17 protein-coding genes are annotated in these 18843 nt (G+C 69.3%); 14 read left to right on the forward strand and 3 right to left on the reverse strand.

Annotated features, from left to right (window positions below; all coding sequences use genetic code 11):
• Positions 1-88 precede the first annotated feature (88 nt).
• From ABEA87_RS27625 to ABEA87_RS27655, 7 genes are all read left to right on the forward strand, one after another.
• Positions 89-976, forward strand: a complete 888-nt coding sequence (locus tag ABEA87_RS27625) for an NAD-dependent epimerase/dehydratase family protein (protein WP_345634441.1) — start codon at positions 89-91, stop codon at positions 974-976.
• 1 nt (position 977) lies between these two features.
• A complete protein-coding gene (gene dgoD / locus ABEA87_RS27630) occupies positions 978-2129 on the forward strand; it encodes a galactonate dehydratase (RefSeq protein ID WP_345634444.1) in 1152 nt (383 codons plus the stop codon).
• A gap of 109 nt (positions 2130-2238) precedes the next feature.
• Entirely contained in the window at positions 2239-3276 is a 1038-nt protein-coding gene (locus ABEA87_RS27635; RefSeq protein WP_345634446.1) for a LacI family DNA-binding transcriptional regulator, read from the forward strand.
• A gap of 130 nt (positions 3277-3406) precedes the next feature.
• Entirely contained in the window at positions 3407-4699 is a 1293-nt protein-coding gene (locus ABEA87_RS27640) for an ABC transporter substrate-binding protein (protein WP_345634448.1), read from the forward strand.
• 69 nt (positions 4700-4768) lie between these two features.
• Positions 4769-5695 (forward strand): carbohydrate ABC transporter permease, encoded by a 927-nt coding sequence (locus ABEA87_RS27645; protein WP_345634450.1) that lies wholly within the window; start codon positions 4769-4771, stop codon positions 5693-5695.
• Entirely contained in the window at positions 5695-6588 is an 894-nt protein-coding gene (locus tag ABEA87_RS27650; RefSeq protein WP_345634452.1) for a carbohydrate ABC transporter permease, read from the forward strand. The genes ABEA87_RS27645 and ABEA87_RS27650 overlap by 1 nt, the downstream gene beginning before the upstream one ends.
• Positions 6589-6597: 9 nt before the next feature.
• Positions 6598-8037 carry a hypothetical protein gene (locus ABEA87_RS27655; protein ID WP_345634454.1) on the forward strand — a complete coding sequence of 480 codons (1440 nt, stop codon included), beginning with the start codon at positions 6598-6600 and terminating at the stop codon, positions 8035-8037.
• Positions 8038-8069: 32 nt separating this feature from the next.
• On the opposite strand, the gene ABEA87_RS27660 is transcribed toward ABEA87_RS27655, so the two are convergent.
• Positions 8070-8771, reverse strand: a complete 702-nt coding sequence (locus tag ABEA87_RS27660; protein WP_345634457.1) for an SGNH/GDSL hydrolase family protein — start codon at positions 8769-8771, stop codon at positions 8070-8072.
• A gap of 271 nt (positions 8772-9042) precedes the next feature.
• On the opposite strand from ABEA87_RS27660, the gene ABEA87_RS27665 reads away from it, so the two are divergent.
• Entirely contained in the window at positions 9043-10461 is a 1419-nt protein-coding gene (locus ABEA87_RS27665; protein ID WP_345634459.1) for a galactose-binding domain-containing protein, read from the forward strand.
• Positions 10462-10545: 84 nt separating this feature from the next.
• Positions 10546-11496: a phytanoyl-CoA dioxygenase family protein gene (locus ABEA87_RS27670; protein WP_345634461.1), complete on the forward strand. Its 951-nt coding sequence runs from the start codon at positions 10546-10548 to the stop codon at positions 11494-11496.
• Here the strand turns inward: ABEA87_RS27670 and ABEA87_RS27675 are convergent.
• Complete coding sequence (locus tag ABEA87_RS27675) at positions 11466-11945, reverse strand: hypothetical protein (protein WP_345634463.1); 480 nt, start codon at positions 11943-11945, stop codon at positions 11466-11468. The genes ABEA87_RS27670 and ABEA87_RS27675 overlap by 31 nt on opposite strands.
• Positions 11946-12159: 214 nt before the next feature.
• Here ABEA87_RS27675 and ABEA87_RS27680 point away from each other — a divergent pair, with 214 nt between their 5' ends.
• Complete coding sequence (locus tag ABEA87_RS27680) at positions 12160-13098, forward strand: DUF3152 domain-containing protein (RefSeq protein WP_345634464.1); 939 nt, start codon at positions 12160-12162, stop codon at positions 13096-13098.
• On the opposite strand, the gene ABEA87_RS42725 is transcribed toward ABEA87_RS27680, so the two are convergent.
• On the reverse strand, positions 13073-13717 hold the full coding sequence (locus tag ABEA87_RS42725) for a hypothetical protein (protein ID WP_425570965.1): 645 nt from the start codon (positions 13715-13717) through the stop codon (positions 13073-13075). The genes ABEA87_RS27680 and ABEA87_RS42725 overlap by 26 nt on opposite strands.
• 576 nt (positions 13718-14293) lie before the next feature.
• Here ABEA87_RS42725 and ABEA87_RS27685 point away from each other — a divergent pair.
• The 4 genes from ABEA87_RS27685 to ABEA87_RS27700 all read left to right on the forward strand — a co-directional run bounded on the left by ABEA87_RS27685 (position 14294) and on the right by ABEA87_RS27700 (position 18610).
• The gene (locus ABEA87_RS27685; RefSeq protein WP_345634466.1) at positions 14294-14518 is read left to right on the forward strand and encodes a hypothetical protein; all 225 of its coding nucleotides are present in this window, start codon (positions 14294-14296) and stop codon (positions 14516-14518) included.
• Positions 14519-14701: 183 nt separating this feature from the next.
• Positions 14702-15730, forward strand: coding sequence for an ABC transporter ATP-binding protein (locus ABEA87_RS27690; RefSeq protein WP_345634468.1), 1029 nt, complete (start codon positions 14702-14704; stop codon positions 15728-15730).
• 44 nt (positions 15731-15774) lie between these two features.
• Positions 15775-17088 (forward strand): ABC transporter permease, encoded by a 1314-nt coding sequence (locus ABEA87_RS27695; protein WP_345634469.1) that lies wholly within the window; start codon positions 15775-15777, stop codon positions 17086-17088.
• 55 nt (positions 17089-17143) lie between these two features.
• A complete protein-coding gene (locus ABEA87_RS27700) occupies positions 17144-18610 on the forward strand; it encodes a helix-turn-helix domain-containing protein (protein ID WP_345634471.1) in 1467 nt (488 codons plus the stop codon).
• The last annotated feature ends 233 nt before the right edge of the window (positions 18611-18843 follow it).

The raw sequence follows: 18843 nt of genomic DNA on the forward strand, positions 1-18843 counted from the left end.
TATGTCGCTGATCAGTTTCGCGCTACGCTAGACCCGAAAGTCTGAACCGGTTCAACATCTGCTGTCGAGCCGTTGGAGTCGTCTGCTCATGCCTGACCTGTCCGTCGACCCCGTCCGCGTACTGGTCACCGGCGGCGAGGGGCTGGTCGGCTCGGCCGTCGTGGCGGGCCTGGTGGCGGCCGGCCACGAGGTCACCACCCTCACCCTGCCCGACGCCGTGGCGCACGAGGGCGTACGAATGGTGCGCGGCGACGCCCGCGACCCGGCCGCGGTCGCGCGCGCCCTGGACCGGGTGGACGCGGTCGCCCACCTCGCCGCGATCCCCGGCCCGGACCACGCCGCGGCGGTCGAGGTGTTCGGCAACAACGCGCTGGCCACCTTCACCGTGCTGTGGACGGCGGCCGAGCACGGGGTGCGGCGCTTCGTCATCGCGAGCAGCGTCAACGCGACCGGCCTGCTGCTCAATCCGCACCATCCGCTGCCGCCCCGCTATCCCGTGGACGAGTCGGTGCCCGCGGACCTCGCCGATCCGTACTCGCTGTCCAAGCAGGTCGACGAGCACACCCTCCGGACGGTGTGCCGCCGGTTCGGCGCGTCGGGCGTGGCCCTGCGGCTGCCGTTGATGGTCTCATCGGAGAACCGGGAGCAGTTGCGCTCCTGGATGGCGGGACGCCCCGAGAAGGGCGCCGGGGACGGGTGGGGCTGGCTCGACGTGCGCGACGCGGCCGAGGCGTTCCGCCTGGCGATCACCGGCCGGTACGAGGGCGCCCACGTCGTGCACGTCGCGGCGGGGGAGACCTTCGACGACCGGCCGACCGAGGAGCTGCTGCGCCGGTACGCTCCGGACGTGCCGAGACAGCGGGCCTATCCCGGACATACCGCGCCCATCGACACCGGCCGGGCGCGTGCCCTGCTTGGATTCGTGCCGCGCTTCGCCGATCCACCGTCCGGTGCCGTCGACGACGAGGAGGGCTGACGTGCGCATCACGACGGTGGAGACCTTTGTCCTGAGCGAGCGTCAGCTGCTGGTTCGCTTGGGTACGGACGAGGGGCTGGCCGGCTGGGGTGACGCCACGCTGGAGCACCGGCCGGGAACCGTCGCGGCCGCCATCCGTGAGCTGTCCGGCTACCTGATCGGCGAAGACCCACTGCCCGTCACGGCGCACTGGCAACGGTTGACGCGGGGCGGCTTCTACCGCGGCGGACCGGTGTTGGGCAGCGCGGTGGCCGGGCTCGACCAGGCGCTGTGGGACCTGCGCGGCAAGTGGTTCCGGGCGCCGATCCACCAGCTGCTCGGCGGCCCGTGCCGCGACCGGGTCCGGCTCTACACGCATGCCGGTGGACCGCCCGGCCAGACCGCGGCGCCGGAGCGGGCGCGGGCCGTGGTGGAGTCCGGCTACACGTTGGTCAAGGCGTCCATTGCCGGCCCGGTCGGTTTCCTCGACTCCGCCGCGACGATCGCGCGTTTCGTCGAGGACCTGGAAGCATTGCGGCAGGCGATCGGCGCCGGCGCCGACTTCGGTATCGATCTGCACGGCAGGGTCTCCGTGCGGCACGCGCGCCGGCTGGCTGACGCGGCGGCGCACACCAGGCCCGCGTTCTTCGAGGAGCCGCTGCGGCCGGAGCACTCCCGGCTCATCGGCCAACTCGCCGCCTCCACCAGCGTGCCCATCGCCACCGGTGAGCGCCTGTTCTGCCGCGAGGAGTTCGTACCGGTGCTGGAGGGCGGCGTCGCGATCGTGCAACCGGATCCCGCCCACGCCGGCGGGATCACCGAGGTGTTCCGCATCGCCACTCTCGCCGAGTCGTACGACGCGCAGTTGGCTCCGCACTGCCCCCTCGGCCCGGTCGCGCTGGCCGCCTGCGTGCAGCTCGACCTGGCGGTGCCGAACTTCTACGCGCAGGAGCATGTCATCGACCTGTCCTCGGCGGGGTCGTCGGACCTGGCCATCCTGCGCGATCCCGAGACGCTCGTGGCCCGGTCGGGATACCTTGACCGGCCCACCGGACCGGGCCTGGGCATCGAGGTCGATGAGGACGCCGTGCGGGCCGCGCACCGCCCCGATCTTCTGGTTCCTGCCGGGAACCCGTCGTGGAACTACCCGGACGGCGGCTTCGCGGAGTGGTGACTCGCGTGCGGCGCTTTCCGACCGGTCTGGCTCGGCGCGTCCGGCGCCGCGCGACGACCCAGACCAGTCGCCTTAGCATTGCCTGGACGACCAGAAAGCGATGGGGCAGATGAGTCAGACGTCAGGGCGGCGGCGCAGCGTGCGGATCAGCGACGTGGCGGCGGCGGCCGGGGTCAGCAAGACCCTCGTGTCGTACGCGCTCAACGACCGCCCGGGGGTCAAGGCGTCGACCCGCGCCCACATCGTGGAGACCGCGCGCAGCATGGGTTGGACGCCGAGCATGCAGGCCCGCGCGCTGTCGGTGTCCCGGGCGTACGCCATCGGGCTGGTCTTCGAGACCTCGCCCGAGGCGCTGGCCAGCGATCAGTACTACACCAGCCTGATGGCCGGCCTGCAGAGCGTGCTGTCGGCCTCGCGCTACTCGCTGGTCACCGAGGTGGTGGACAGCCCCGAGGCGGAGCGCGAGGCATACCTGCGGCTGGCGCGCGACGGTCGGGTCGACGGCATGGTCATCGCCGACCTGCGGCAGGACGATCCCCGGTTCGCCCTGGTGCGGGAGGCCGGCCTGGCGTACGCGAGCCTCGGTTGGCCGCCGGAGCCGACCACCATGCCGGTGCTCGTGTACGACGAGAGCCAGGCGATCAGGGACGTGGTGGAGCACCTGGCGGCCTTGGGACACAAGCGCGTGGCACAGGTGGTCGGGCCGCAGGCGAACGCGCCGGCCCGGCTGCGCCGCGAACTGTACGAGAAGTTGTTCGCCGAACACCGGATCAAGTCGCGGTGGGTGGAGAGCGACTACACGGCGGCCGGTGGTCGGGCCGCGACGACCCGGCTGCTGGGCGGCAGGTTTGCGCCGACCGCAATCGTGTACTCCAACGACCTCATGGCGGTCGCGGGCATGAGCGCGGCGTTCGCGCGTGGACTGCGGGTGCCCGAGGACATCTCCGTCGTCGGCTGGGACGACATCACCGTCTCACAATATTTACATCCCGCGTTGTCCACGGTGACCCAGCATCCGTTCGACGACGGGCGGATGGCCGCGACGATGCTGCTCGAAGCCATCGAAGGTCGCGAATTCGATGAGCCGACCTGGACGCCCAACCCGCGGTTCATCCCCCGCGAATCGAGCGGTCCCGCCGCACGCTGAGATCGCCATCTCTTCTTGACACGTGGCGCACGCGCGACGAACATTCATGTGAACCGGTTCAGGTCGTCGTCCACGCGTACCGGGTCTGAGCCTCTCGCTGCGCGCTTGCGTCCCCAAGGAGACGGTCCACATGACACGTTCGTCATTCATCAGGCCGCGCGCCATCGCCCTCGCGGTGGCCGCGGCCCTTGCGGCGGGATCCCTCGCCGGATGCTCGGGCAAGTCCTCGTCCGACCCGAACACCCTCACCGTGATGTCCTCGTTCACCACGGGCGATGCCACCGGAAACGAGTTCAACAAGCTCGCCAAGGAGTTCACCGCACAGACCGGCATAAAGATCAATGTCGAGGAGGTGAACTACGCCGACCTGCCGAAGGTGTACGAAGCGGCGAAGCTCGCCAACAAGGAGAAGGACCTCGTCATCGAGAACCTCACTCCGGACACCACCGACTGGCTGCCGCAGGGGCAGGTGGTCGACGTCAAGCAGTACCTCGATGACTGGGGCCTGACCGACAAGCTCGATCCCCAGGCGATCGAGTATTGGACGCAGGGTGACTCGGGCCTCGCGGGCTTCCCGTACACCGGATTCAACTGGCCGGTCTGGTACAACATGGACCTGCTCAAGAAGGCCGGCATCACCCAGATCCCGGCCAACACCGACGAACTGATTGCCGACGCCGGGAAGCTGCGCGCGGCCGGCATCCAGCCGATGGCCCTGGGCGGTGCCGAGTGGCCGGTGCAGAACTTCGTCACCTGGATGGTCCAGCAGTACGTGGCCCCGGACCAGGCAAAAAAGCTGTTCAGCAGCGGGGGATACTGCGCCAACCCCGGCGCGGTCAAGGGTCTGGACCTGATGGGCAGGCTGCGCGACGCGGGCGTGTTCATCGACAACGTGCAGGGCTACACCGCCGACCAGATGACCACGGCGTACTTCACCGGCAAAGCGGCCATCATGCCGTCGGGCTCGTGGGGCTACACCCAGGTGCCGGACGCGGTCGCCGCCACCACCAAGCTGGCCGGATTCCCAGTCACGGCGGGCGGCGCGTACTCGAAGCCGACGGCCTTCGAGGGGTACTCGGACGGCTTCTTCCTCTCCCCGAACGGCGCGAAAAAGCTCGCCTCGGTGGAAAAGTTCATGAAGTTCATGTACTCGCAGCAGAACCTGCAGAGCTGGGTCACCGACGGCTCGCAGATCATGGACGTCAAGCCCGAGGCGCTGGGCGACGCGAAGTCGACCAAGCCGCTGGTCGTGCAGGGCAACGCGCTGACCAAGGATGTCGTGGACTACCTCCTGCTGCCCGACAACTACATCCCGGCCGGTTTCGACTACTCGCCGGTGGCCTCCGAGTTCCTCGGCCACAAGGGCGAGACCGGTGCCCAGTTCTGCAAGGCGCTCGACAAGCTCTACACCGACAAAAAGTGACACCGCAAGCGTTCGCGGCGGACCCGGCGCCGGACACCGGCGCCGGGCCCACCCGGTGAGGAGCCGTGCATGACACAGGTACTCGTTCAGACGCCACTCGACGCCCCGGCCCCGGCCATGCGCCGCGCCAAGAAGCCCCGGGACAAGGCGCTCATCGCGCTCGCGCTGCCGTCACTGGTCTGGTACGTGGTTTTTACCATTGGACCTCTGTGCGCCATGTTCGTGGTCGCGTTCATGAAGTGGCCCGGCCTGGCCGCCCCGACGAGCTTCAACGGGCTGGACAACATCCGCAACCTGATGACCGACGACCGCCTCTACACCGCTCTGAAAAACACCGCCATCCAACTGGTGGTGTCGCTGCCGATCATCATGATCGGCGCGTTCATGCTGGGCTACTTTCTCAACCTCAAGCTGCCCGGCCACCGCATCCTGCGGGTCATCATGTTCGTGCCGGGGCTGGTGTCGCTGCCCGCGATCGGCATGCTCTTCGTCGCCGTGCTGGGCCCGACCGGACTGGTGAACTCCATGCTCGGCGAGGTCGGGCTCGACTCGCTCAACACGGCGTGGCTCGCCGATCCCCGCACCGCGCTGGCGGCACTCATCGCGGTCGGCGTGTGGTCGGGCATCGGGTTCACCTCGATCCTGTTCGCCGCCCGGCTCTCGGCCATCGACCAGGAAATCTACGACGCCGCCGAGACCGACGGGGCCAACCATTGGCAACGGATGTGGCGCATCGCCTACCCGATCGTCGAAGACTACTTCGGCGTGCTCACCATGCTGCAGTATCTGTGGACCCTGTTCGGCTCCGCCGGCCTGATCCTGCTGCTGACCCGCGGCGGCCCCGGCGAGTCGACATCCACCCTCGCCTGGCTGGTCTACCGGTTCGGGTTCAGGGAGCCGAACGTCGGCTACAGCCAGGCGGTGGGCCTGGTGCTGTTCGTGCTCGGCGTGGCCGGGCTTCTCGCCATCCGCCGAGCCTTCCGAGCGAGGTTCTGATGACCGCCATCTCGACCCGGGCGGCCACCGCCCGTACCCGCCGGCGCCGGCGCGGCCGCGTCCGCCGCGTCACCCCCGGCATCATCGTCTCGTACGTCCTGGCCATTCTCTACGCGCTGGCGCTGGTGCTGCCGCTCTACTGGCTGCTGATCTCGGCGTTCAAGTCGAGGATCGAAACGGTCAGCCGGCCGTTCACCCCGACCTTCTCCTCCGGGATCGGCCACTTCCGGGACGTCTGGAGCCTGCTGGATCTGGGCACGGCGCTGCTCAACTCGCTGTACATCACCGCAGTCGCGCTGGCGCTGACTCTGGTCATCGCCGTGCCGGCCGCGTACGCGCTGGCCCGGGCCGGCGGCCGGGTGGCCACCGCGGTCGAGCGCCTGTACGCCTTGGGCTTCCTGATCCCGGGCTTCGCGGCGCTGGTGCCGACCCTGCTGCTGGCCATCAAGCTGGACATGTTCAACACCCGGGAATTTATGATCCTCTACCTACCCGGATCGGCCCAGCCGCTGGCGGTGATCCTGCTGACCCAGTTCATGCGCACCGTGCCGCCTGCGCTGGAGGAGACCGCCATGATGGACGGGGCGGGCCGGCTGCGCATCCTGCTGCGGGTATACCTGCCGCTGATCGTGCCGGGCATCGCCACGGTGGCGATCCTGAACTTCATCTCGTACTGGAACGACTACCTTTACACCCTGGTCATCGTCGGTGTGGACCCGGGCCTGCGCACGGTTCAGGTGGCCCTCCCGACGCTGCTGGGCAACCAGAGCATCACCGACTACGGGCTGCTGTGCGCGGGCACCGTGATTTCGGTGCTACCGGTCTTCCTGGTGTACGCGGTGCTCAATCGCCGCATGGAGAACGCGCTCGTGCAGGGCGCGATCAAGGGCTGAGGGCGGTTCGTGGAAGCGACACAAGTCAACAGCGGTTTCGCCTTCCGGGACGACCGGGGCGACGGGCTCGACCTGAGGACGGTGACGTACGCGGGGCAGCGGGTGGCCTCGCGGCTCTACTTCGCGCTGCGTGACGACTGGTGGCGTACGGTGCCGCTGGAGATCCGGGACAGCCGGCGACAGCTGTCGGCGCACGGCGCCGTACACGAGATCGACGCGGTCGGGCGGTGGCCGTCGCACCCGTTCGAAGTCACCGTGCGGTACGTGGTGGACGGGGCGGAGCTGACCGCCGAGTTCGCCGCCACCGCCCGGGGCTCGTTCACCTACCGGCGCGTCGGCTTCTGTGTGCTGTTCGGGGCGGATGAGTTCCGGGGACGACCGGCGACGTCGTGGCGGGCGGGGGAGGCGACACCGTTCGACTTCCCCGCCCGGATCGTCACCCGCGACCACCTCGACCCGGCATCGGTGCGGTTTCACCGGCCCTTCAACCGGCTGGACACGACGCTCGAGCCGGGCATCCGGGTGCGGTACCGGTTCGAGGGGGACGAGTTCGAGTTCGAGGACCAGCGCAACTGGACCGACGCGTCCTACAAGGCGTATTCGGTCCCGCCGCCGGATCGTGGGCCGCTGTCCACCAAGGACGGTGAACGGTTCGTTCAGCGGATCCGGATCCGGGTCGACCCCGCCGGCGAGGTGGTGTTCGGCACCGCGACGGCCGGCGCCGGGGACGACCGGAGCATCCGCCTCGGCGCCCGGATCGGGGAGGTGCCGTCGATCGGCCTGTACGAGCGGCGGCTTTCATCCCACTCGTACCGGCCCGCCGGCGGGTTCCAGGAGTGGAACGCGCAACGCCCCGACGCCGCCCGGCTGTCCGTTCACGACTCGATCGAACTCGGCGTCAACGGCGCGGTGCACGCCGCGGACGACGACTCGGTGCTCGAGGCCACGGCGCTGCACGGCGCCCTCGTCGCGCAGGTGCGCGCCGCCCACCCGGACCTTCCGGTCGGGCTGGCGCCGGTGACGTTCCTGGACACCCCCGGCGACTGGCGCGACGAGGCCGGCGACTACCTGGCCGCGCCGCCGCCCGGCCCCGCGCCCGGCCGCCGAGCCGAGGAGTTCGCCGCGACCTGGGTGATCGCCAGCGCGGCCCGTGCCGTACCGGAGGGCCCGCAGGCGCTGCGGTATTTCGACGCCAGCCTGCCCGCGGCGTGCCCGGCCGCTCGTACCGTGGCCAGGCTGGCGGGGCTGCGGGGAAGACCGGTGCTGGCTGTGGAGGCACCGCCGCCCCTGGCCGCGCTCGCGGTCGAGGTCGACGGCGCGGTGGTACTCGCCGTGGCCAACCCGAGTCCGGATCCGGCCCGGTTCCGGCTGCCCGACGGCCGCGAGGCGTCGCTGCCCGGGTTCGCGTCGCACTGGTTCGAAGCGCCGTGGCCGCCCGCGTCGCGGTGACCGGACCCCCACGCCGTCGATCCGGTTGAGGTTCAGTCGAGAGTCGCGAGGCCGTCGTACGCGGCGAGCCAGAGCCGTGCGATGAGCCGGTGACCGTACGCGGACGGGTGCACGCCGTCGGGCGCGACGACGGCGCGCCCCCGTTCGCGGGCGGCCCGCGACATTGCCTCCTGCAGCGGCACGAACGCGGCGCCGTGCCGCTCGGCGAGCCGGCGCACGATCGCGCGCTTCGCGTCGAGGTCTCCGCGCGCGAACTCGCCGCCTTCGCGCCAGCGCACCCCATCGTCCTCGGACCCCAGGAAGAACGGGTCGACCACGATGAGTCTGGGCACCCGCGCCGTCGCGGCGCGGTCGAGCAGGTCGGCGTATCGCCGCTCGAACACCTCGGGTGGGGTGGGCCGGCCGCGGAAGAAGGCGACGAGCGTGTCGTTCACGCCGACAAACACCGACAGCACGGCCGGCCGGTGGTCCAGGGCGTCGGCCTGCCAGCGTTGCTGGAGGTGCTCCACCCGGTCGCCGGCGATGCCGGTGTTCACCACGGTCGGAGCGTCACCGCGCTCGCGTAGCGTGCTGGCGACGATGTCGACGTATCCGCCGCCGAGCCCGATCGGGTCGCTGCGCCGGTCGCAGTCGGTGATGCTGTCGCCGATGAAGACGACCGTGCCGCTCGACGGAGGCGGCGACGGCGCGTGCGGAGCCGCGACAGGGCCATGGCGGGCGGGTTGCGGCGTCATGCCCCGTGTCTATCACCAGGACGCGCGCCGTGTCGATCGATCGAGTGCGAAGTCGTTCGGGACTAGCATCTGAACCGGTTCAGGAATAGTGTTGTCCATAGATACGTTGGCCCGCGTCCGAGACCGGCGTCGTGCGGTGTGGCCAGCCGGCACGTCGACCCGGAATCGGCGCGAGGCGTGTGGCGCGAGTGCCGCGACGACCTTCGAGCGGCGAGGGCCGGCAACCGTCGCCGCGCGCAGCCTTTTGCCCGTCCCCAAAGGGAGGTTGAAGATGTCGAGGCGAAGACTCGCCGCCGTGCTGGTGACGGCGGTCGCGACAATGGCGGGGGTGCTGGTCGTCCAGCAGAGCGCCTACGCCGCCACGAACCTGGCTCAGGGCAGGCCGGTCACGGTCAGCTCGACCGATGACGCCAGCAACGCCGCGGCGAACGCGGTCGACGGCAACACCTCGACCCGCTGGTCGAGTGCGTACAGCGATCCACAGTGGATCGCCGTGGACCTCGGCTCGGCGCAGACCGTCGGCGCGGTGACGCTGCGCTGGGAGGTCGCCTACGGCCGGTCCTACGAGATACAGACCTCGAACGACGGGCACACGTGGACCGACCGGTACTCGACCACCAGCGGCGCCGGCGGCACGGAGAACATCTCGTTCACCCCGGTCTCGGCCCGGTACGTGCGCATGTATGGCACCGCGCGCGCGACCATCTACGGATACTCGTTGTGGGAGTTCGAGGTCTACTCCTCCGGCACCTCGTCACCGCCGGAGACGGTTGGCGGGGGCAGCCTCTCGAACCCGGCGGTCGGCCCGGGTCCGTCGTCGAGCGTGTACGGCACCGGATACACCCTCATCAAGAACTGGGACTTCGGCACCGGCGGCGACGTCAAGAACATCTCGGACATGAACTCCGAGTTCTACTACCACGACCAGTTCGGCACCATCGGCAACGGAACCAACTACGGTGCGATCACCCTGGCACCTGACGCCGCAGACGCCATATCTGGACAGCCGGTCGAGGACCCGAACAACAAGGTCCGGCAGTTCACGTCCGATTCGCTGAAGACCACGCTGGTCCCCTTGAACGGGGCGACCACGGTGTCGCCGACCCAGCACAACGTCGGCAACGGCTCGTTCATGCCGAAGTTCGCGTTGCCTAACGGCGGCGCATTGCTGGGCCACGACATTCTGTGGGAGACCCGGGTCCGCTACGTGACGCCGAAGTACTTCTGGTTTTCCCTCTGGAACTCGGGCAACCAGTGGAACAACGGGGCGGAGTTCGACGTCGTCGAAAGCTTCGGCTACGACAACGGCGGCGGCAACACGAACTTCGACGGGCGCTACTGGCACGCGGACCCGGTCGGGGGCACCTCAACCACGAACTACTCCAACTGGGCGACCGGGATGGCATCTCACGGCATCACGAGCTATGACGCCACCCAGTACCACACCTGGTCGCTGCTGTACAAGAAAGACAACACGTACAGCTTCTACGTCGACGGGATCCAGGTCCAGTCGGGCACGATGAACTGGACGCTGAGCGGGGTGGCCGGCGGGCAACCGGTCGACTTCCACTTCCTGTTCGACGCGGGCTGGGGACACACCCAGGTCGCCAGCGTCAACCACTCCATGCCGGCGTCCGATCTGGCCGGCACGTACTACGAGTTCGACTACTCACGCGTCTACGAGCGCTGAGCGCGCGACCGCGGGCCTGGTGGACGGGAACCTCGCCGTCCACCAGGCCCTTACGAGAACCGACCGAACACGAAAGGGGCGTCGATGACTCCGGACGACAAGGTGCTCACCGACGAGGATGTGGAGTTGTTCCTCGACAAGGGCTACGTGCGGCTGCGCCAGTGCTTCTCGGTCGACGCGGCCGAGGAGTACAGCCGCCACCTCTGGGACCGGCTCGGATACCGGCCGGACGACCCGTCGACCTGGGAGCGTGCGTCCATACACATGGCCTCGCACCGGGACATCGACGTCAAGGCGTTCGCGCCCAAGGCGTGGCGGGCGGCCTGCGAGCTGATCGGCGGCGAGGAGCGCATGGCCGCCGACAAGCCGTACCCGTGGACCGACGGCTTCATCGTGAACCTGTCGCTGGGCGCCGACGAGCCGTGGGCACCGGCCTCCGGTGACACCCCGGGCTGGCACGTCGACGGCAGCTGGTTCCGCCACTATCTCGACTCGCCGGAGCAGGGACTGCTGACCATCGTGCTGTGGTCCGAGGTCGTACACCGGGGTGGCGCCACCTTCGTGGCGACCGACTCCATCGGTCACATCGCGCGGTTCCTGGCCACCCATCCCGAAGGGGTGCTGCCCGGACGCGACCCCGGCCCCGACGCGCCCGGCTTCCCGTACGCCGAGCTGGCCAAGCAGTGCACCGAGTTCGTCGAGGCCACCGGTGAGATCGGCGACGTGTACCTGCTGCACCCGCTCGTCCTGCACACCAAGTCGCAGAACGCCCTGCGGCGCCCCCGCATCATCACCAATTCCACGTTGATGCTGGCCGAGCCGATGCGGTTCGATCGTCCGAATCCCGCCGAGCACTCGGCCGTGGAGCGCGCGGTGCTGCGGGCGCTCGGCGTCGACCGGCTGAGCTTCACCGCCACCGGGCCGCGCGCACGCGTGGCCTCCGACCTGTCCGAGGAGCACGAACGGACGAAGGTCGAGGAGGCCGAGCGCCTGGCCGCACTCGGTCACGGTGCCGCCACCCCGCCCGTGATGTAGCCGGCCGGCGGCCGACCCGGCTCCGGTGCCTCGTCCACCGGCGGGCCGGCCGCCGGCCCACGGGCACCGCCGGCCACCGGAGTCAGGCGGTCCGGAAACCGCTGCGCGGACCCTGGAGGGGAAGCGCAGCGTGCCACCAGGCCCGAGCAGCAGGACGGCGACCAGATCGGTGACCGCGCGGCCGGTGTCCCAGCCGAGGCTGGTGGCGTCGATGAAGAGCAGGTAGCGGTGCCACTGCTGGGTGAAGGAGGCGCCGGGCGGGGCAAACCCACTGCAAGCACGCCGTACAGCGCGAACAGGGGTGCGAGCTGCCGGTACCGGTCGCCGTAGAACGCCCGCTCGAACTCGCCCACCACGATCGCGTCGAACCCGCAATCCGGATCGGCCAAAGCGGCGAGCAGCCGGGCGGCCTCGGGACGCGCCGCGGGCGCGCCCTCACGCGGCGCCACGCGGACGGTCACCGTCCGGTCGGGCCGGGGTGGCTCGGCGGCGGCCCCTCTTGGCGTCCACGCCGACCTTGGTCCACGCGACGGCGTCACGCGTACCTAGCGTCACCCGATGACTACGCGATGCCGCATGCTGCTGCCGCTGGCTGGACTCACCGATCACAAGGTGGCGCGCGACCACCGGGAACATGGCTCGCGTCACATGTCCCCGTGAGGGGTGAACGCCGTTGTGGTGCCGCATCGTCTCACCAACGGCGGCATCGCGGATGTTGTCCGCTCGCCAGCAGGCGTTCCATCCCACAAGCCGGAAGTTCCCATGTTCAAGCAACACTGTCACCGCGCCAGATGGCGATGCGCGGCACTGCTGGCCGTCACCATCGCCGGTGCGGTCGCCCTCTCCGGCTGTGCGGGCACGTCGCCGACGGTGAGATCGGCGACATCGCAGGCCGAATCGGCGTCGCCAATCAGCCCGTCGCCCTCCCCGTCACCGAGCCCTTCTCCGGCGCTCCCACCTGACTCCGCGATTCCACTGCATGCCGCGGGTACGTTCACCGGACTCGCCGAAGATGGCCCAGTCATTGGTACCGGAGCCACGCTGATCCGCTACCACGTCGAGGTCGAGACCGGAATCCAATGGGGCACCGTTGCGCCGTGGTCGCCGCAGCAGTTCGCGACCACCATCGATGGGATTCTCGCTGAGCCCAGAGGCTGGACCTGGTCCGCCCAGCACCCGGTGACCAACGTCGACGTTCATCTCGAGAATGCCTCGTGGCGCTTTCAACGGGTTGGCTCCGGCACGTATCAGGTCCGTGTCCGGCTCGCGACCCCCGACACGGTGGACCGGGTGTGCGGCGCGGCGGGGGTGGACACCCAGGGCGTGTACTCCTGCACGATCAGAAACACGATCTACATCAATCTCCGCCGGTGGCTCCAGGGCTCCCCGGGGTACGACGTCACCATCGACGAGTACCGCGCTGAGGTCATCAACCACGAGATGGGGCACTTTCTCGGTTTCAACCACATGAAGTGCCCGGGCCCCGGCCAGCTCGCTCCAGTCATGACCACTCAGAGCACCGACCTCGACGGATGCATCGCCAACTGGCTGCCCTTCGGCCCTGACGGCACCTTCATCAGCGGCCCCTGGCTGCCGTCCTGACCTTCCTGTCCGCAGGGTCAGGACGCTCATCGGGCGCACCGGCCTCGGCCGGCCACCCGCGTACTCCCGGCCACCCCTTCGCCACGCTGACCGTGACCGCCCTGGTGGCGGCCGGAGGGCCGGCATCGGCCGCCGACGACTCGGCGGGGCTGGCGCCGGCCGGGCGTGGGGCCGACGCCGGGCCGGCACCGGTCGATCCGGCGATGCATGCGGCGGCGCACGCCCAGGCACGCCCCCAGGGTCGAGCCGGGCGAGCACACGGTCCCGAACGAGCTCTGCGCCCAACGTGGACGCCATCCACGGCGACACCATCGTCCCGGTCGGCAGCCAGACCGGCTGCAGGTTGTCGACGATGCGGTGCAGCTTCGTCAACCGGCGGGCGAGGGGCCCCCATCGTCCACCGCGATGCCGGGGCGGGCGGTCTCTCGGTCGCGGTCTTGACCAGCAGGATGACGTCGTCGGCGTCGTAGCTCGGCGGTCGCCCGGGCCAGTCGGTGTCGAGCAGCCCGACCAGGCCCTCGTCCCGATACCGGTACCGCCACACCGCGACCTGGTTGTCAGGCGACCCGACCTCACCGCTGATCGCCCGGTTCGACCAGCCATCCGCGGCCAGCAACACGATCCTGCCCGCTGCACATCCCGCGTTGCCGCCGTCCGCGAGCTGGTCAGGCTCTCCAACATCACGCGATCCTCATCCGTGACCACGAGCGGGGGCAGACGCACGACGTCACCTGACTACATCACTGTCACTTACGCGAAGATCTACTAGTACGGTTCATCTGCGATTCATGGATCAACTATCAACGCGCTAGCTGGGCCTGCTTGAGTTGTCACCATGAGTCGGAGCAGGACCGCTGATCCAGCAGTTGTTCCACGGGCCCTCAGCGCGGCTGGATCCCGCGGCGCTTAGCCCCCGGATCTGATCTGGTCGCCGCGTCGCCGACGCGGCGCGCTCCATGCTGCCCGCAAACGCCCGTGTCCAGCTACGCAAGGCCCGTGAAGTGAAAGGCACGCAAGGTTCATGTTGATTCGATCAGTGCGGCATCGCCGCTGGCTGATTGCTCGCACGACAGCTGCGGCCGTAGTCGCCGGTGGGGTCGCCACCGCGGCGGCCTCCGGCGTCCAAGTCAACCCCTTCGGCGCCAGCCGGGTCGGCCCCCAGGCCGCCGGGGCGTGCGTTGCCGCCGACGAACCAGTGATCGCACCGTACAGGCAGCGAACGCAGTTCACCGACCAGCCGATCGGAGAGGCCGTCGGCTCGGACGGCGCGAGAGTCGCCGTGCAGACCGGTGGCCTGAAGTTCCGCACGCCGTCGGTCAACATCGTCGACGCCGGGACCGGGGCGGTAGCTCAGTCGTTCGGGAGCACCGGCGTCGCGGCGCCGACCTACTCGGCGGACGGATCGGCGCTCTACGCATAACGCGGATCAGCCTCAGAAGGTCGTCGACACCGTTACGCACCCGGCGCAGCTCAACCGCTACGACTGAGTCTCCGCGACGAACTGGAGCAGACCCTATCCGGGCGACGACCAGATCCCGGCATCCGGCCAGGTATCCAGTCGCAAACCTGCCGAGCGACTTCCTCGGCGATTGACAGGGATGCCGTGACCGGGGCCGCCGGGGCCTCGTCGCCTCGGCTGGCAACACACCACACGAGAGGAACCACGCCTGTGCGCGAAGACCCCGCATTGGAAACGCACGCTCTGACCAAGAGCTTCGGGGACCGGATGGCGGTCAGCGGTCTCGACCTGCGAGTCGACGAGGGCAGCGTGTACGGGCTGTTGGGGCGCAACGGCGCCGGCAAGACCACGCTGTTGCGGATGGTTCTCGGCCTGCTGGCGCCCGATTCCGGTTCGATCGAGGTGTTCGGCGAACACGCGGAGGCCGGGGACATCGCCGCTCGCGATGCCGTTGCTGGCTTCGTGGAGGAGCCGCGGTTCTATCCCTATCTGTCAGCGCGACGCAACCTCGAACTGCTGGCTCGTCTGGACGTCGCACAGGCAGCCGTCACCCCCGATGCCGCGCTGAGACTTGTCGACCTCGCCGATCGCGGCGGTGACAAGGTCGGCGGTTTCTCGACCGGCATGCGGCAACGACTCGGCCTGGCAGCCGCGCTCCTTCGTTCGCCACGGCTGCTGGTTCTCGACGAGCCGACCATCGGCCTGGACCCCGCGAGTGCGCTCACTGTGCGTACGACCCTGCGCTCGCTGGCCGAGCGCGGCGTGGCCGTGCTGCTGAGCAGCCACAACATGGCCGAGGTCGCCGAGATCTGCGACCGGGTGTTGATCATCCACGAAGGCAGCACGGTGTGGGACGGGACGCAGGCCGATCTGCACGCCGCCGCGCCGGCACCTGCCTGGCGGGTGTGGACCAGCGATGACCCTCGGGCTGTGGCGGTGGCCACCGGGTCCGCGGTTCGCCTCGAGGTCGGCGGCCGGCTGTCCGCGCCGCTGACTGTGTACGGCGATGACCAGCAGCGTGACGCCTTCGTTCTCGAACTCGCCGACGCTGGCGTGGCGGTGCGCCGGCTCGAGCCGGACGTGCCGCCGTTGGAAGCCCTGTTCGCGGTCCTGACCGGTGGGGTCGATGACGATGTCACGCCGGAGCCGGTTCTTGTCGGGGGTGTGGCATGAGCGCCGTAGCCAATGATGCGCCTTCTACCATTCCCGTTCCGACGGTGCCCGCCGGGCGGGTACGGCCGGGGCTTGCCGCCACGGTCCGGGTCGAACTCGCGAAGCTGACCGCGCAGTGGCCGTTGCGGATCGTGATCGTGTTGTGCGTCCTGGTTCCCGTCGCGTTCGCGGTCGTCATGCGGGCGGCGTCGACGATGCCGGCCGACACCCTGTTCGGCCGCTGGGCGGGTACGACCGGGTTCGCCACTTCGCTGACGGTGTTGAACTGGGCGGCGTCCTACGGCGCACCGCTGCTGGCGGGCGTGTTCGCCGGCGACATCTTCGCCAGTGAGGATCGACTCGGCACCTGGAAGACGATCCTGACCCGATCATCAACGCGGACCCAGCTCTTTATGGGCAAGGCGGTCGCGGCGACCCTGAGTGTGTGGATCAGTTTCGCGATGATCGGCGTCAGCAGCCTTGTGGCCGGGGTAGCGGTGGTGGGCTCGGGGCCGCTGGTCGGGCTTTCCGGCCAGGCCATCGGTTCCGGTTCCGCATTCGGGCTGGTAACCGCGAGCTGGGCCCTGTCGCTGGTCTGGATCACGCCGTTCGTCGCCCTGGCGTTGCTGCTGTCCATCGCCAGCCGCAGTGGGATCATCGGCGTGCTCGGCCCCGTGCTGCTCGCCCTGGTGTTGCAGCTGCTGTCGACCATCGGATCGGGCCAGATCGTGCGCTCGGTGCTGCCCTCGACGCCATTGGACGCCTGGCACGAACTGTTGACCGATCCGCTGCGGACCGGGCCGGTACTGCAGGGCGTCCTTACCAGCGTGGGTTACCTGGCCGTGTTCGCGTGCGCGGCGTGGTACCTGCTGCGCCGACGAGACTTCGCCGGCATCGACGGGGCACCGGCCAACCGCCGCCCGGCCGCCGTGCGGATCAGCGTCGCCGTCGCCGCAATCACGGTTGTGCTGCTGGGTCTCAGCGGCGTTGGGGGGACCGCCCTGACCGCCCGCCGGCTCAACACCTCCATCGCCGCCACCTTCGGCAACCTCGCCGAAGTCCGCTACGAATGGCAGTCCGGCAGCCCCGCCGACAACACCATCCCTTGGCAGGCCAACTGCAATCGAGGCGGCACACCCATCGGCGTTGGCGTGTCCGACAGCTCCGGCGCCGGCGACGACTGGTCATGCACCATCACCGACACCCGACCCTCCGACGGCGCCGGAGTCACCACCCTCGACCTCACCCTCAAATCCAACGGCTGCTACCAGGTCCAATCCTCACCCGGAGCCGTCGGCGCCCTGTATGTCAACGACGACCACGGCAAACCCTTCATCAACCCGCTGTACGCCTTCGACGGCTGCCTTGGCACGTCCTGACCCATCGGGGGTGCAACGCGGGGGGCGGTCCCCCCGCGCGTCGGAACGCGGCAGCGTGCTGGACTCGCCGGGCGCGTTGCTGCGCGCGTGGCGCCAGCACGCCGGCTGGTCCCAAGGCGAGGTGGCCGCCGCGTTGCATGTCAGCAGCGCGACCGTGAGCAGCTGGGAGACCGGCGCGAGGCGAATCCCGTTGCCGATGCTCGAGCGGCTGGATCGCGAATACTTCGCCGAGGGCTGCCTAGTGGACCTGGTCCGGGCGCTGGGCACACCCGACGGATACCGGATCGACCTGCCGTCACGCGATGCAGGTGCCGTTTCGACGCAGCGAATGCCCCGAACCTATTGGGGTCATCTGTTCTCGGAATCGATCGGTCCGGTGTGGGTGTGGGTACGACCAGCCAGCGGCGCTCGGGTTCGGGGCTCGTGCTATTCAGGTGCGCTCGGACTGCGCGTGGATGAGGTCGCCGGTCCCCGGGGTGTGTTCCTGACCGGGGCCTTCATGGACGGTGAGTGGCCGCTGCACACGGTGCTCGCCGAACCGGGCTGGGTGGACTTCGGGCGAGGTGTCCCGCCCGAGTGGCTCGGCGCGGAGATCAAGACGTTCACCCAGTTCCGCGACCTGGAGTTCATCAACCCGCACCCACGGTGGCTGCGGTTCTGCGTCGACTCGCTGCGCCTGCGCGATCACGGCGATCCAAGCACGCTGCGCCAGCGGCTCGGCGAATTGATCGGTGTGTCCAACGCCGACCGGTTGGAGGCGAGCTACCACCGATCCATGGGGCAGGCCTCGCCCGCCCCGGCCACAGCCGAACCGCACCGCGATCGGCACGTCACGGTGTCCGGTGGTGCAGCCGGACCTCGTCCGTCCGAGACCCAGGATCAGCGGCGAGCTCTGCACAAGCGGCTGCGAGAGGCGCGCGGCTTGTCGCAGTCCGAGGTGGCGGCGGGGCTCACCGTTCTGGGCGGCACCGCCAGGCCGGTGAGCCTGCATCAGGTGCACAACTACGAGTCGGGCCGCTCCAAGGCCCAGAGGGTGCCGCAGCTTCCGGCGATGCTGGACGTGCTCTACGGCGGGTGGGGGTGGACGTGCTTCGAGTCCGTCCGCGTCAGGCGGGTCGCACAGCGGGTGATCCAAGCGGCGTTTCCGTCATGGTGGCGGGGGCCCGTCCGCGTCAGCGTCCACCCGCTAATCCCGGCCGTTGCTGGTGAGGGCATCACGTTTTCCTGGTGGCCGTCGATGTCCACGCACCGGGAACTCAGCGCCGAGCCGGCGGCGTTCACGGTGTGTCGCGTGAGCGACCAGCCGCTGCACGTGCAGGTCCCGGACGGCTGGTCGGTGCAGGTCCACATGGGATATGACCCCGACGCCGTGGATGCCAACGATGATTGGGTTCCGGCCTCGGAGATGGCCGGCGACCAGATCTTCGACCACGTGCTCGGCGGCTGGCTTCACCTGATCTCCAAGACGAAGGCGGATCTCGATCGGGCTCTGTGCAGCCCCGACAGCGGCACGCTCGAGTGAACGACTCGGGGGCCCAGTTCGGCGACCAACACTTCTTTTTGTATCTACGCCGACGCTGCTTTGTATCGCACCCCTACAGTCTTTAGTAGATGACCGGATCCGGCTTCCACATAAGACCGTATTCGCTGCGCGTTCACGTGGCATGGATTGAGTAACCAGGAGTTGGTCAAGAACCGGCCTGTCCCGGGTTGCAGTTCCATCCCCAACCGGCATCACCAAGGTAAGAGGTGCAA

The sequence above is a fragment of the Rugosimonospora acidiphila genome, from assembly GCF_039543385.1.
GTDB classification, from domain to species: Bacteria; Actinomycetota; Actinomycetes; order Mycobacteriales; family Micromonosporaceae; genus Rugosimonospora; species Rugosimonospora acidiphila.